This is a genomic window from Comamonas sp. A7-5 (assembly GCF_039581385.1).
In the GTDB taxonomy this organism is placed as follows: Bacteria; Pseudomonadota; Gammaproteobacteria; order Burkholderiales; family Burkholderiaceae_C; genus Comamonas; species Comamonas thiooxydans.
In genome coordinates, this window is the sequence record NZ_JBCPWO010000008.1 from 138,613 (window position 1) to 152,319 (window position 13,707).

The 13,707-nt window shown below is 61.6% G+C and carries 15 protein-coding genes; 12 read left to right on the forward strand and 3 right to left on the reverse strand.

The window, feature by feature from the left end; genetic code table 11:
- Positions 1 to 127: 127 nt before the first annotated feature.
- Positions 128 to 622: a tRNA (uridine(34)/cytosine(34)/5-carboxymethylaminomethyluridine(34)-2'-O)-methyltransferase TrmL gene (gene trmL, locus AAIL67_RS15825; RefSeq protein WP_224648834.1), complete on the reverse strand. Its 495-nt coding sequence runs from the start codon at positions 620 to 622 to the stop codon at positions 128 to 130.
- Positions 623 to 692: 70 nt separating this feature from the next.
- On the reverse strand, positions 693 to 1,433 hold the full coding sequence (locus AAIL67_RS15830) for a ComF family protein (RefSeq protein ID WP_224648833.1): 741 nt from the start codon (positions 1,431 to 1,433) through the stop codon (positions 693 to 695).
- A 90-nt stretch (positions 1,434 to 1,523) separates the two neighbouring features.
- Here AAIL67_RS15830 and AAIL67_RS15835 point away from each other — a divergent pair, with 90 nt between their 5' ends.
- From AAIL67_RS15835 to AAIL67_RS15865, 7 genes are all read left to right on the forward strand, one after another.
- Positions 1,524 to 2,432, forward strand: a complete 909-nt coding sequence (locus AAIL67_RS15835; RefSeq protein ID WP_224648832.1) for a methyltransferase domain-containing protein — start codon at positions 1,524 to 1,526, stop codon at positions 2,430 to 2,432.
- 580 nt (positions 2,433 to 3,012) lie between these two features.
- Positions 3,013 to 4,587 (forward strand): cytochrome c oxidase subunit II, encoded by a 1,575-nt coding sequence (gene coxB, locus AAIL67_RS15840; RefSeq protein WP_343484357.1) that lies wholly within the window; start codon positions 3,013 to 3,015, stop codon positions 4,585 to 4,587.
- Between the two features lie 34 nt (positions 4,588 to 4,621).
- Positions 4,622 to 6,265 carry a cytochrome c oxidase subunit I gene (gene ctaD, locus AAIL67_RS15845; RefSeq protein ID WP_034378118.1) on the forward strand — a complete coding sequence of 548 codons (1,644 nt, stop codon included), beginning with the start codon at positions 4,622 to 4,624 and terminating at the stop codon, positions 6,263 to 6,265.
- Positions 6,266 to 6,275: 10 nt separating this feature from the next.
- Positions 6,276 to 6,386 carry a cytochrome oxidase small assembly protein gene (locus AAIL67_RS15850; protein WP_211267687.1) on the forward strand — a complete coding sequence of 37 codons (111 nt, stop codon included), beginning with the start codon at positions 6,276 to 6,278 and terminating at the stop codon, positions 6,384 to 6,386.
- Positions 6,387 to 6,420: 34 nt separating this feature from the next.
- Positions 6,421 to 7,035, forward strand: coding sequence for a cytochrome c oxidase assembly protein (locus tag AAIL67_RS15855; protein WP_034353987.1), 615 nt, complete (start codon positions 6,421 to 6,423; stop codon positions 7,033 to 7,035).
- A complete protein-coding gene (locus AAIL67_RS15860) occupies positions 7,032 to 7,229 on the forward strand; it encodes a DUF2970 domain-containing protein (protein ID WP_003071276.1) in 198 nt (65 codons plus the stop codon). The genes AAIL67_RS15855 and AAIL67_RS15860 overlap by 4 nt, the downstream gene beginning before the upstream one ends.
- 88 nt (positions 7,230 to 7,317) lie before the next feature.
- Positions 7,318 to 8,199, forward strand: a complete 882-nt coding sequence (locus AAIL67_RS15865) for a cytochrome c oxidase subunit 3 (protein WP_034353834.1) — start codon at positions 7,318 to 7,320, stop codon at positions 8,197 to 8,199.
- A 130-nt stretch (positions 8,200 to 8,329) separates the two neighbouring features.
- Here AAIL67_RS15865 and AAIL67_RS15870 read toward each other — a convergent pair whose 3' ends face one another.
- A complete protein-coding gene (locus AAIL67_RS15870) occupies positions 8,330 to 8,572 on the reverse strand; it encodes a twin transmembrane helix small protein (RefSeq protein WP_034378115.1) in 243 nt (80 codons plus the stop codon).
- Between the two features lie 14 nt (positions 8,573 to 8,586).
- Here AAIL67_RS15870 and AAIL67_RS15875 point away from each other — a divergent pair, with 14 nt between their 5' ends.
- From AAIL67_RS15875 to AAIL67_RS15895, 5 genes are all read left to right on the forward strand, one after another.
- Complete coding sequence (locus tag AAIL67_RS15875; RefSeq protein ID WP_253232903.1) at positions 8,587 to 9,399, forward strand: SURF1 family protein; 813 nt, start codon at positions 8,587 to 8,589, stop codon at positions 9,397 to 9,399.
- Positions 9,335 to 10,081, forward strand: a complete 747-nt coding sequence (locus tag AAIL67_RS15880) for a hypothetical protein (RefSeq protein ID WP_080745852.1) — start codon at positions 9,335 to 9,337, stop codon at positions 10,079 to 10,081. The genes AAIL67_RS15875 and AAIL67_RS15880 overlap by 65 nt, the downstream gene beginning before the upstream one ends.
- Positions 10,082 to 10,155: 74 nt before the next feature.
- On the forward strand, positions 10,156 to 11,079 hold the full coding sequence (cyoE, locus tag AAIL67_RS15885) for a heme o synthase (protein ID WP_034396402.1): 924 nt from the start codon (positions 10,156 to 10,158) through the stop codon (positions 11,077 to 11,079).
- 6 nt (positions 11,080 to 11,085) lie between these two features.
- Positions 11,086 to 11,700, forward strand: coding sequence for an SCO family protein (locus AAIL67_RS15890; RefSeq protein ID WP_034353824.1), 615 nt, complete (start codon positions 11,086 to 11,088; stop codon positions 11,698 to 11,700).
- Positions 11,701 to 11,926: 226 nt separating this feature from the next.
- Complete coding sequence (locus AAIL67_RS15895) at positions 11,927 to 13,702, forward strand: EAL domain-containing protein (protein ID WP_034378111.1); 1,776 nt, start codon at positions 11,927 to 11,929, stop codon at positions 13,700 to 13,702.
- The last annotated feature ends 5 nt before the right edge of the window (positions 13,703 to 13,707 follow it).

Consider the following 13,707-nt stretch of genomic DNA (forward strand, 5'->3'; position numbering starts at 1 on the left):
TGCAGTCCTGGCGGATATCGTCGGTCGGCTGCAAGTCCATGAGTCGTACTTTAGGACGATCTAATTGCGGGAAAAACCCCCTGTCGCGCAACTTATTGTTCCGAAAATAGAGACAATAAGCGGGAACTTAAAGAGCCGTCTTGGGCTCTGCAAGGGCAGCTCCCGCGAAATCCTGCTGGCGCCAGGCTTCGAACACCGTCACGGCCACGGCGTTGGACAGGTTCAGGCTGCGCTGTGAGGCCAGCATGGGCAGGCGCAGTCGCTGCTCGTGGGGGAACTGGGCGCGCACCTCGGGCGGAAGGCCCTTGCTTTCAGAGCCAAAGACCAGCCAGTCGCCGGCCTTGAACTGCATGGCATGGGCCGGGCTGCTGCTGTGCGTGGTCATGGCAAACATGCGCTCGCGCTGCGGCTGGCAGGTTTCGAGGAAGACGTCCCAGTTGGCGTGGCGGGCCACATTGGCGTACTCGTGATAGTCCAGTCCGGCGCGACGCATATGCCGGTCTTCCATGGAAAAACCCAGCGGTTCGATCAGATGCAGGCTACAACCCGTATTGGCGGCCAGACGGATGACATTGCCCGTGTTGGGAGGGATCTCGGGCGCCACAAGAACGATATGAAACATGGGGCGCTATTGTGCAGCCCGGCTGTTACCCACGCTGCCGCCTCCGCAGTTCCAGACTGGCGAATATGGGTCAAGGCGTGCGTGCCAGCACGATGGCGCTGACCGATGCCGCGCCGGCCGACAGCAGGCAGCCTGCCAGTGCATCCAGCGTGGCACCGGTAGTCATTACGTCGTCAAGCAGCAAGATCTCCCGTCCCTTCACCAGAGCCTGCCGAGCCGGGGCGAGGCTGAAAATGCCGCGCAGCTGGCGCAGCCTTTGTTCCCGGCTGGAGGCATGTTGGGGCAGCTCCAGATGTTGGCGTTGCACAGCTTCGCTCAGCAAGGGCAAAGGCCTGTCGTATTGCTCCGAGAGGGAGCGTGCCAACAACAGGCTGTGGTCAAAGCCGCGCTCGCGCACGCGCTGTGCGGAGGCCGGCATGGGCAGCAAGGCATCGCAGGCCCGCAACTGCTCCCTGACTTCAGGGTGACTGGCCATCAGCCTGCCCAGGCTGCGCGCCAACCCCAGATCGGCCTGAAATTTGTAGCGTGTGATGAGGTTTTGCCAGGGGTAGGCATAGTCCAGCGCGGCGGTGCAGCGCTTGAGCCGGGGCGGTTGTTTGAGGCAGTTGCCGCAGAGGCTGACCAGAGCCGGCAGCGGCAGGGCACAGCTGTGGCAGCGGTGCTTGTGCCGAGCCCAGCGCGTCTGGCAGTCGCGGCAGATGCGTGGCCCCGGCCAGCGTCCGCAGACTGCGCACTGGCTGGGCAAGGCATCCAGCCAACGCTGCTGCTGGCGGCGAAGGTGTGAAAGCCATGTCGCATGAAGGTCGGGCATGGAATCAATATACTCGCGCCGCATTGATCTTCACTCCGGCAGTTGGTGAGCGACTCGCTTGCTCGACTCTCTGCCTGCTTTTGTCTGCCCATGTCCCACGTCCTGCCTCCAACAATTGATTCTGCAGCTGCAAACCATTGGCAAATGGCCGCTCCGGCCGAATCCCCCTGGTTGCACGAAGAGGTGGCCAGTCGCATGCAGCAGCGCCTGGACTGGATCGTGAAGCCGCCTGAGAAGTGGTGCCACTGGGAGCCGGTTCGCGGCGGCCTGCAGGCACACCATCTGCTGCGCGAGCGCTATCCGCAAGCGGAATGCACGATCCATGAACCCGTAGCCCGCCGCGAGGCCGTGGCCCAGGACAAGCTCGGCAGCCGCTGGTGGCAGCTCTCGCGCTGGAAGGGGGCTGCCGTGCAGATGGGGGCGCCTGCAGATGCCAGCATGGACATGCTCTGGGCCAATATGCTGCTGCATACGGCAGCCGATCCGCAGACTCTGATCGAGCGCTGGCACAAGGCACTCAAGGTCGATGGCTATGTCATGTTCTCCTGCCTCGGGCCGGATACCGTGCAGCAGCTGCATCGGCTCTACGCCGAACTGGGCTGGGGGCCGGCAGGTCATACGTTTACCGATATGCATGACTGGGGTGACATGCTGGTGCATTCCGGCTTTGCCGAGCCGGTGATGGACATGGAGCGCATCACCCTGACCTTTGCCACGCCGCAGCGTCTGTTGCAGGAACTGCGCGAACTGGGCCGAAATCTGCACCCAGGGCGTTTTGCCGGTCTGCGCGGCCGTGGCTGGAAGGCCGGGCTGCTGCAGAAAATGGCGGAGCGCTGGGCCGACAAGCAGCCCGATGGACAGCTCTCGCTGACCTTCGAGATCGTTTATGGCCATGCCTACAAACCGCAGCCCAAGCTGCGTCTGGAAGCCAACAGCGCCGTGTCGCTGGAAGACATGAAGGCCATGCTCAAGCAGCCCCGCAACACGGGTTTGCGATAGCACATCTGTCGTTTTCCGGTCATTGATTCGACACAAAGCTGCCTACAATTTCCCCAAGTTATTTCATGGATAGCAGCAATCCTTCGGGCTTCTCTCCTGCCTGAAGGAAACCAGACAGTGCGGCCCAAGCCGCCAGGGGAGATATCGGGTGTTTCGCTTTGCCAAGGGGACTGGCCAGCGGGTTCGACAGCGGCCGGTTTTCGCATTTCATCATCACCACAAGCCAGCCTTTTGCTGCGCTGACGCATCCCTGTGCCCGGCGGTTGTCGCGGTGCAGGGGCGTTCCATCTTCTTCCCTTCTGTCTTGGCTGCCAGGCCAGTTTCAGCCATGTCCGGCACTTGCCGTGAGATGCGCTTGCCAGTACGAGTTTCAAGTCCGGTCAGGCCTGCCTACGCAAGGTCGATTGGCATGGGTTTCCGGTACATGCATTAGTGAATGCGCGCAGACAGTGCTATCAAATTCTGGGGCATGCTGCGTTGAAGTTCGCGAGGTAGTGTGAGTGTCACAGCCTTCTGGCCGGCAGCGGCACGAAGCGGTGTGAGCGAGTGGACAACTGAGGCTTAGAGGTAAGTGAAAACGATGAAAAACATTTCCACCAAGCTGGTTCCCTGGAGTTTGGCCTTGGCGGCGTGGGGTAGTTCCATGGCCTATGCGGCGCAGGATCTGCCGGGAGGCCCTGCCGTCAACCAGCTCAATCTGCATCCGCCAGTGACACGCATTGCCGTGGAGCAGCACTGGTTGCACTGGATGATGCTCATCATCTGCACGGTGATCTTTATCGCGGTGTTCGGGGTGATGTTCTACTCCATCTGGAAGCACCGCAAATCCCAGGGGGCCAAGGCCGCGAACTTCCATGAATCGGTCAAGGTGGAAGTGGCCTGGACGGTGGCTCCCTTCATCATCGTGATTCTGATGGCGCTGCCCGCCACCAAGGTGCTGGTGGCGCAGAAGGACACGACCAATGCCGACCTCACCATCAAGGCCACCGGCTATCAGTGGAAATGGGGCTATGACTATCTGAGCGGCGAGGGCGAAGGCCTGGGCTTTGTTTCCACGCTGGATAACGCCCAGCGCCAGATGTCCAACAGCGGCGATGTGAGCAACGCGCCCAACGACTATCTGCTCAGGGTCGACAACCCGCTGGTCGTGCCCGTGGGCAAGAAGGTGCGCATCATCACCACGGCCAACGATGTGATCCACTCCTTCATGGTGCCGGCCTTTGGCATCAAGCAGGACGCGATTCCCGGCTTTGTGCGCGATACCTGGTTCAAGGCCGAGAAGACCGGCGACTACTACGGCCAGTGTGCCGAGCTGTGCGGCAAGGAGCATGCCTACATGCCCATCCATGTGAAGGTGCTGTCTGCCGAAGCCTATACCGCCTGGGTTGCCGGAGAGAAGAAGAAGCTGGCCGCCAAGGCCGATGACCCGAACAAGGTCTGGGTGCTGGCCGATCTGGTGGCACGTGGCGAAAAAGTCTATGCCGCCAACTGCGCCGCCTGCCACCAGGCCAATGGCAAGGGAGCCGGTCCCATCAAGCCGCTGGACGGCAGTCCCGTGGTGCTGGGTCCCACGGCCGACATGATGCACGCCGTGCTCGAAGGTCGCGCCAACGGTGCCATGCCGGCCTGGAAGCAGCTAAGCGACACCGAACTGGCCGCAGTGGTGACCTTTGCCAAGAACCACTGGAGCAACCAGACCGGTCAGCTGGTGCAACCCGCCCAGTTCGTGGCAGCGCGTGGCGGCAAATTCCCTGAAGGCGGAGGCAGTGCTGCACCCGCAGCTCCTGCGGTAGACTCTGCCGCCCCTGCGCAAGGTGCAGCCGCTGCCGCCAGCGACGCCGGCCCTTATCAAGTCTTTTTCGAGACCGGCAAGAGCGTTCTGGACGACAAGGCTCAGGCTGCGGTGAAGAAGGCGGCCGAGTACTGGAGTGCCCACAAGGACGGCAAGATTGCTCTGTCGGGCTTTGTGGACTCCACCGGCAACGCCGACAAGAACGCGGAGCTGGCCAAGGAGCGAGCCAAGGCCGTGGCCAAGCTGCTGGAGGACAGCGGCATTGCGGGAGACCGCATCGAGCTGCGCAAGCCCGAGACCATCACGGCTGCGGCAGGCGCGGACCAGCAGGCACGCCGTGTTGACATCACGGCCGCGAAGTAAGCCCCGGGTATAGAGACCGATTGGAGAAAAGAATATGAGCGCCGTAGTTCCTCCCATCCACACCCATGAGGGCCATGGTCACGACCATGGGCACGACGACCATCACCACGCCATGCCCTCTGGCTGGCGCCGCTGGCTGTTTGCCACCAATCACAAGGACATCGGCACGATGTACCTGCTGTTCTCCTTCACCATGCTGATGGTGGGAGGCATTCTGGCCATGCTGATCCGTGCCGAGCTGTTCGAGCCCGGTTTGCAGATCGTCAACCCCGAGCTGTTCAACCAGCTCACCACCATGCACGGTCTGATCATGGTGTTCGGCGCCATCATGCCGGCCTTCGTGGGCTTCGCGAACTGGATGCTGCCGCTGCAGATCGGTGCGTCCGACATGGCGTTTGCGCGCATGAACAACTTCAGCTTCTGGCTGCTGATTCCTGCCGGCATCATGCTGGTGGGCTCGTTCTTCATGCCCGGCGGTGCGCCTGCGGCCGGCTGGACGCTGTATGCGCCGCTGACGCTGCAGATGGGCCCTTCCATGGACACCAGCATCTTTGCCATGCACATCATGGGTGCCAGCTCCATCATGGGCGCGATCAACATCATCGTCACCATCCTGAACATGCGCGCGCCCGGCATGACGCTGATGAAGATGCCGCTGTTTGCCTGGACCTGGCTGATTACCGCCTACCTGCTGATCGCCGTGATGCCGGTGCTGGCTGGCGCCATCACCATGACGCTGACCGATCGCCACTTCGGCACCAGCTTCTTCAATCCTGCGGGCGGCGGCGATCCGGTGATGTACCAGCACATCTTCTGGTTCTTCGGCCACCCCGAGGTCTACATCATGATCTTGCCGGCCTTCGGCATCGTCAGCCAGATCGTGCCCGCCTTCAGCCGCAAGAAGCTGTTTGGCTACACCTCCATGGTCTATGCCGTGGCGGCGATTGCCATCCTGTCCTTCATCGTCTGGGCCCACCACATGTTCACCACCGGCATGCCGGTCACGGGTCAGCTGTTCTTCATGTACGCGACCATGCTGATCTCCGTGCCCACGGCCGTGAAGGTGTTCAACTGGACGGCCACCATGTGGCGCGGCTCCATGAGCTTTGAAACCCCGATGCTGTTCGCTGTGGGCTTCATCTTCGTGTTCACCATGGGGGGCTTCACGGGACTGATCCTGTCCATGGCGCCCATCGACATCCAGCTGCAGGACACCTATTACGTGGTGGCCCACTTCCACTATGTGCTGGTGGCCGGTTCGCTGTTCTCCATGTTTGCCGGCTATTACTACTGGTCGCCCAAGTGGACGGGCGTGATGTATTCCGAGACGCGCGGCCGCATCCACTTCTGGGGCTCGCTGATCTTCTTCAACATCACCTTCTTTCCCATGCACTTCCTGGGTCTGGCCGGCATGCCGCGTCGCTATGCCGACTACCCCATGCAGTTCGCCGACTTCAACATGATTGCCTCCATTGGCGGCTTTGGCTTCGGTCTGATGCAGGTGTACTTCTTCCTGTTCGTCGTCTGGCCCGCCATGCGCGGTCATGGCGAGAAGGCACCGCAAAAACCCTGGGAAGCGGCCGAGGGCCTGGAATGGGAAGTGCCTTCTCCGGCGCCGTTCCACACCTTCGAGACGCCACCCAAGCTCGATGAAACCGCGACCAAGGTGATAGCCTGAGGAGGCGCGTATGACGACCCAGGAGCAACGCAAGAACAACCTGAGGCTGGGGCTGATCCTGGCCTCCACGGCTGCCGTGTTCTTTATCGGCTTTGTGGTGAAGATGGCCTGGCTGCATTGAGGCAGCCCGATGGCAACGAGTGGAGGAGCTTGAGGTGAGCATAGCCAAGGAAAACGCGAAGATGGTGGGCAAGCTGGCGATCGTTGCCCTGGGCATGTTTGCGTTTGGCTATGTGCTGATACCCATCTACAAGCATATCTGCGAGCTGACGGGCATCAACATCCTGTCGCTGTCCGAAAAGCAGGTGCCCGGCGCCGGCGTGGCGGGCCGCGACGTGAAGCTTCCGCCCAACAGCCAGATCGACACCAGCCGCACCATCACCGTGGAGTTCGATGCCAATGCTCGCGGTCCCTGGGACTTCAAGCCGGCCATGCGTTCGGTGCAGGTTCACCCCGGCGAGCTGGCCACGGTGATGTATGAGTTCCAGAACGTGCAGAACCGGCGCATGGCCGCCCAGGCCATCCCCAGCTATGCACCGCGCCAGGCCACGGCCTTCTTCAACAAGCTGGAGTGCTTCTGCTTTTCGCAGTACACGCTGGAGCCCGGCGAGAAGCGTGAATGGCCGGTGGCCTTCGTCATCGATCCGCGCATCTCCAAGGATGTGAAGACCATCACGCTGTCCTACACATTCTTCGAGGTCGGCGGCAAGACCCCGGCAGCGCCCGATGCCAGCACGGCTGCGGTCGTCACGCCCGGAGGCAGTTCATGACTCAGGACGTCAAGAAGACCGGATTCTGGCGCAGCATTGTTGCCGTCGCCTGGGCCATGCTGGGCGTACGCAAGGGTAAGGAGTACGAAAAGGATTTCGCCAGCATCACGCCGCTGCATGTGATTGCCGTGGGGCTGGTGGCGATTTTTGCCTTGGTATTAGCGTTGATATGGATCGTCAACCTGGTCGTTTAGCCTTGGCTGAAACAGGTGTGGCGAATGCAGTGCAAGTGATAGTGGAGCGTCGGTCAAAACAACGATCAACAGAGTCAGGAGCCGAGTGATGAGTGCAACCCCGCAGGGCGCAACCCCTTACTACTATGTGCCAGCCGAATCCAGCCATCCCGTGATGGCGGCCATCGGTCTGTTCTTTGTGATTCTGGGCGCAGGCACCTGGATCAATGGTCACGAATGGGGAATGTATTCCCTGTTCGTCGGTCTGGTCTGGTGGCTGGCCGTGCTGTTCGTCTGGTTCCGCGATGCAGCGCGCGAAAGCGAGGCCGGGCTCAACAGCCGCAAGATCGACCTGTCCTACCGCTGGAGCATGAGCTGGTTCATCTTCTCTGAGGTGATGTTTTTCGGAGCCTTCTTCACTGCGCTGTGGTGGGCACGCGCGCACTCGGTGCCGGCACTGGGCAGTCTGGCCAACGAGCTGCTGTGGCCCAACTTCCAGGCCGTGTGGCCCAGTGTGGCCCCCGGTGCCACGGCGTCGCCCGCGAATATTGTCGAGCCCTTCAAGACCGTGGGCCCGTTCTGGCTGCCTACCATCAACACGGCGCTGCTGCTGAGCTCGGGCGTGACGCTGACCATCGCCCACCATGCGCTGCAGATCAACAACCGCGCGCGCTGCATCAGCTTCATGTGGATGACGGTGATTCTGGGCTTTGTCTTCCTCTGCGTGCAGGGCTACGAGTACCACCATCTCTACAACGACTACAACCTCAAGCTCAACTCCGGTGTTTTCGGTTCGACCTTCTACATGCTGACGGGCTTTCACGGCTTCCACGTGCTGGTAGGCATGCTGATGCTGTTCTTCATCACCATCCGCCTGATGAAGGGCGACTTTACCGACAAGCACCACTTCGGCTTCGAAGGTGCGGCCTGGTACTGGCACTTTGTGGACGTGGTCTGGGTCTTTCTCTACATCCTCGTGTACTGGATGTAAGACCATCAAAAACAGAAGCGCCTTGCGTAAGTCCTGAATTGATTTCAGCATCAAATGGTGCTGAAATCAATGAATGGAAAGCGCAAGGTGCTTTTATTTTGAGAGCGACAAAAGCGCTCAGGCAAACCGGCTATTGCCCGGGCTGCCAGCCCGTGGGCTGTATCCACCCCATCTTGGCCGCCAGCAGAACGCAGAGAAACAGCGCAACCGACAAAGCCACGCGAAGGGCCAGGGCGCGAAACATCTTGCGGCTTCGCTCGGCGTCGTCGGCCGCCGAGCTTTCGCTGCCGTCGCCCCTGCGCATCATGAAGAACAGCGCACTGCCAAGGCTCGCCAAGATGGCGAGAAAAGCGAGAATGATCACGAATTTCATGAACGGATTATCTGGTGCGCATTTCCCGATTTCCAGACCTCTGGCGGTTTCTCCTGATCTCCCTGGCGGCCTTGGCCTGCGTGGCCGTCACAGCATCGCTGGGCTTTTGGCAACTGGGCCGGGCAGCGCAGAAGCAGGCTGTTTTCGATGCCATCACACGCCAGCAGGCGCTGGCGCCCTGGCATAACGCACAGCTGGCAGCAGAAGTGCCGCTGGCATCCGAATCCATCGGCCAAGCGCAACAGGCGACGTTGCTGCATCGACCCGTGCAACTGCAGGGCCAGTGGCTGGCCGAGCAGACCATCTTTCTCGACAACCGACAGATGCAGGGCAGAGCCGGCTTCTATGTGCTCACGCCTTTCAGACTGAGTGCGCCTCACGGGCACAGGGTCGTCGTCGTGCAGCGTGGCTGGGCACCACGCAACTTCATGGACCGCGCGCTCCTGCCCGAGGTGCAGACGCCTTCAGGCCTGGTCAGCATAGAGGGCCGGCTGGAGGCACCGCCGTCCAGACTGATGGAGCTGGAAGCGGCCCGTGGAGGGGCAGACCCTGATGAGCAAAAGTCGCGCATCCGACAGAATGCAGACATTGCCCTGTGGGCGCAGCAAGGTGGCTTGCCGCTGCTGGCTCTGAGCGTGGTGCAAAGCGGCAGCGCCAGCGAAGGTTTGCTGCGCGACTGGCCGCAGATCAATGCCGGTGTGCAAAAGCACTACGGCTATGCCTTTCAGTGGTTCGGACTCAGTGTCTTGGTGGTGTTGCTCTATGTCTGGTTTCAACTCGTCCGACGCTTTTACCCCGGCCGCCGCGCAGCGCAGCCCGAGGGATGAACCGCTGAGCTTTGCGGTCCACGGCCTGCCCGATCCCGCACAGAGCCAGGCAAGGCAGATGCAGGCGCGAAGCGGTCGCTGGAAGATGCTGGCCGTGCTGCTGGTCTGTGCGGCGCCGGTGCTGGCCTCCTACTTCACCTATTACGTGTTGCGTCCCTCGCAGCAGCGCAGCTATGGCGAGCTGATTGCCGAGCAGCCCGGCCTGCCCGAAGTGCAGGGGCAGACGCTGGACGGCCGCAGCGTGAATCTGAGCAGCCTCAAGGGCCAGTGGCTGCTGCTCAGCACCAGTGCCGGAGCCTGCGGGCAGCGCTGTCAGGACCATCTCTATCTGCAGCGTCAGCTGCGTGAAACCCTGGGCCGTGAAAAAGACCGGCTGGACTGGGTCTGGCTCATCAGCGACCAGCAGCCCGTGCCTGAAAAAATCCTGCCTGCTGCCGAGCAAGCCACAACGCTGCGTGTGCCCGCTGCAGTCATCGGCAACTGGCTCAAGCCCGAGGCGGGACATGCGCTGGACGAGCATCTGTATGTGGTCGATCCGCAGGGTCACTGGATGATGCGCTTTCCTGCAAACATGGACAAAGCCACGGCCGGCAAGGCCAAGCGCGATCTGGAGCGGCTGCTGCGCGCCTCTGCCTCATGGGATGAGGCCGGGCGAGCCACGGCCGAAACGGCGCAGAAATAGCTGTTGAAACCCGCGGTAGCCGGCTCTCGCAAGCGCTATCTGCGATCTGAATCATGGTCAGCGAGGAGGGCCGCATGCAGGTAGAAATCTCGGAGTTGAAAGGCGCTGCTTCGGCGGCGGGAACTGCTGCTTCGCGCTGGGCGCAGTACCACGCGCTGACCAAGCCCAAGGTGGTGCAGCTCATCGTCTTCTGCGCCTTCATCGGCATGGTGCTGGCAGTGCCGGGCGTTCCCGGCTGGCAGGACTGGGGGCGCATGCTGGCGGCCTGCACAGGCATCTGGCTGGTTGCGGCAGCGGCAGCGGCCTTCAACTGCCTGGTCGAGCGCAGCATCGATGCGCGCATGAAGCGCACGGCCTGGCGGCCCACGGCACGCGGCGAGCTCTCGCATTCCCAGGCCCTGCTGTTTTCGGCCTTGCTGTGCGCCGCAGGTTCCGCCATCTTGCTGCTGGCCGTGAATGCTCTCACGCTGTGGCTGACACTGGCCACCTTCATTGCTTACGCAGTGATCTATACCCTGGTGCTCAAACCTCTGACGCCGCAGAACATTGTCATCGGCGGGGCATCGGGTGCCATGCCGCCCGTTCTGGGCTGGGCGGCGATGACGGGACAGGTAGGGCATGAAGCCCTGCTGCTTTTTCTCATCATCTTTCTCTGGACGCCGCCGCATTTCTGGGCGCTGGCGCTGTACCGAGTGGAGGATTACCGCCGCGCCGGTCTGCCCATGCTGCCGGTCACGCATGGCAATGCCTTCACGCGGCTGCAGGTGTTTCTCTATACCCTGGTGCTGTTCGCCGGCTGTCTGCTGCCTTTTGTGGTGGGCATGAGCGGCTATCTCTACCTTTTTGCCGCAGTGATTCTGGGGTTGGGCTTTTGCGGTTATGGTTGGGCACTGCTGCGCAACTACTCGGATGCGCTGGCACGCAAGACCTTCCGCTTTTCCCTGATCCATCTGAGCCTGCTGTTTGCCGCGCTGCTGGTGGATCATTACCTGGCCTGACCGATCATGGATAAACGAGGTGCGCTGCGCGTACTCGGCGCTTTAGGCGCCGCAACACTGGCCGGTGCGGCCACATTGACATTGACTGGCTGCAAGGACGATAGCAAGCCCAAGTTTCAGGGCGTGGATGTGACGGGTGCAGACTACGCCAAGGACATTCCGCTCACCGATGTCCACGGAAAAAAACGCAGTCTCAAGGACTTCTCGGGCAAGGTGGTTGCCGTGTTCTTCGGCTACACCCAGTGCCCCGATGTCTGCCCCACCACGCTGCAGGAGTTGCTTGAAGTCAAGCAGGCGCTGGGAGCCGATGGCGACAAGCTGCAGGCCGTGTTTGTGTCGCTGGACCCCGAGCGTGATACGCCTGAGGTGCTCAAGGCCTATCTGGCCAACTTCGATGAGAGCTTTGTGGGGCTCAGCGGTACGGTAGAGGAGATTGCTGCCGTGGCCAAGGATTTCAAGATTTTCTTCAAGAAGGTGCCAGGCAAGGTTGACGGAACTTACACCCTCGATCATTCGGCCGGTACCTATCTTTTCGATCCCCAGGGCCGCTTGCGCGTGTACGAGCGCTACGGCGCGGGGCCGCAGTTGCTGACTCAGGACGTGAAGGCACTGCTGGGCTGAAGCGGTCGCCATCGGCGGCATTGGCCTCGGGTTTTGAAATTTATTGTTACATGTTGGTGTTTGATATAGCGCAAGGAGAGCATGCGATGTCGCGCGCATAGTGAGCGACTTCAAACACTTGGCAAGGCTCGATCCGACTCGTCTAGAGTTGGGCATGTAGGCCGTTGATGCAGCATGGGAAGTGGCTGCACGCAGGGACGCCAGAGTGGATATCTGGAGTCCGTGTATGGCCGAGTGCCCTTTTTCTTCAATGCTCAAACCGGTGTCTGAACCAGCGCTGGCGGATTGCCAGCGCCGGCTGCGGCTGGCCATGTCGGCCTGGCAGGAGGGGGTGAGTCTTTCCGTCATGCTGAGCCGGCGTGAGCAGCAGGCGCTGGATGCCGCTCCGGACGGCATTTTGCTGGTGGACCGCAACGGTAACATCGTGACGGCCAATGCCGCCATGCAGGCCATTTCAGGCTACGGGCGCGGCGAGCTCGAAGGGCAGGCGCTGGACATGCTGCTGCCGCCCGAGTTTCAGGCCGGGCATGGCCATTACCTGCGCAGCTACTTCGCCCAGCCATCGCGCCGGCCCATGGGGCTGGGCGGCGTGCTGTGGCTGCAGCGCAAGCAGGGCAATGCCGTGCCGGTGGACATTGCTCTTGGCTATTTTGGCGATGACGACAAAGGTCTGGCCATAGCCTTTGTGCGCGATGTGACGGAGCTGCATCAGATGCAGCAACGCCTGAAGTTCCAGGCTACCAAGGACACCTTGACCGGCCTCAACAATCGCTGGCAATTCGGCCAGGAGCTGCAGGAGCAACTCAAGCTGGCGCAGGCCGACGGCGAAGCACTGGCCCTGCTGCAACTTGATCTCGACAACTTCAAGGCCATCAATGACGGCTACGGCCATGCCGCAGGCGATCAGCTGCTGCGGGAGGTCGCCAGGCGGCTGAAGTCCCAGCTGCGCAGCGAGGGCGTGCTGGCACGCCTGGGTGGCGACGAATTCATGGTGCTGCTGGTGGGTGAGAATGCGGCCCGGGCCCGCTTCTGGAGCGAGCAGATACTGGCGGCGCTCTCCATCCCCTTCAAGCATGACGGGCTGGCGCTGGATTTTGGTGCCAGCGTGGGCATTGCCCTTTATCCCGACGATGCGCAGACCGGCGACGACCTGATGCGCTTCGCCGATATGGCCATGTACAGCGCCAAGGGCCAGGGGCGCGGCCATGCGGTGTTTTTCGAACCCGCCATGGGCAAGGAAATGGCCGAACGCGTGCAACTGGCCGAGCGCTTGCGCATGGCGCTCAGCTATGGTGGCTTGCAACTGCACTACCAGCCTCAGGTCAAGGTCGAGAGTGCCGCAGTGGTGGCTGTGGAGGCCTTGCTGCGCTGGCATGATCCCTTGCTGGGCAATGTCAGTCCGGCGCGCTTTATTCCGGTGGCCGAGGCCTCGGGCCAGATTGTGGCTCTGGGCAACTATGTGCTCGACGCAGCCTGCAAGCAGATCGCTTTGTGGCTCAAGGCGGGTACGCCGTTGCGGGTAGCGGTCAATCTTTCTGCCTATCAACTGCGGCAGGTGAATCTGGTCGAGCAGGTCAGCAGCTGTCTGCAGCGCTATCAGGTCCCGCCGCAATGGCTGGAGCTGGAGGTAACCGAATCCCAGGCCATGATCAATCCCGCTCAGGGGAGCGAAGTGCTGCAGGCTCTAGCGCGGCTGGGAGTAACGATTGCGCTGGATGATTTCGGCACCGGCCATTCGTCATTGGCCTATCTGCAATATCTGCCGCTGCAGCGCGTCAAGCTGGGGCGGGAGTTTCTGTTTCCCTCGCCTTGTCGGGACCGGCTGATGGGCGGCATTGTGCATATGGCCCATGCGCTGGATCTGGAGGTCGTGGCCGAAGGTGTCGAAGAACTCGATCAGCTGCAGCTGCTGCGCGACATCGGCTGCGAGTTTTTCCAGGGCTGGCTGCATTCGCGCGCCATGCCCGCCGAGCAGGTGCGGGACTGGCTGGCAGTGGTTTGACGGGA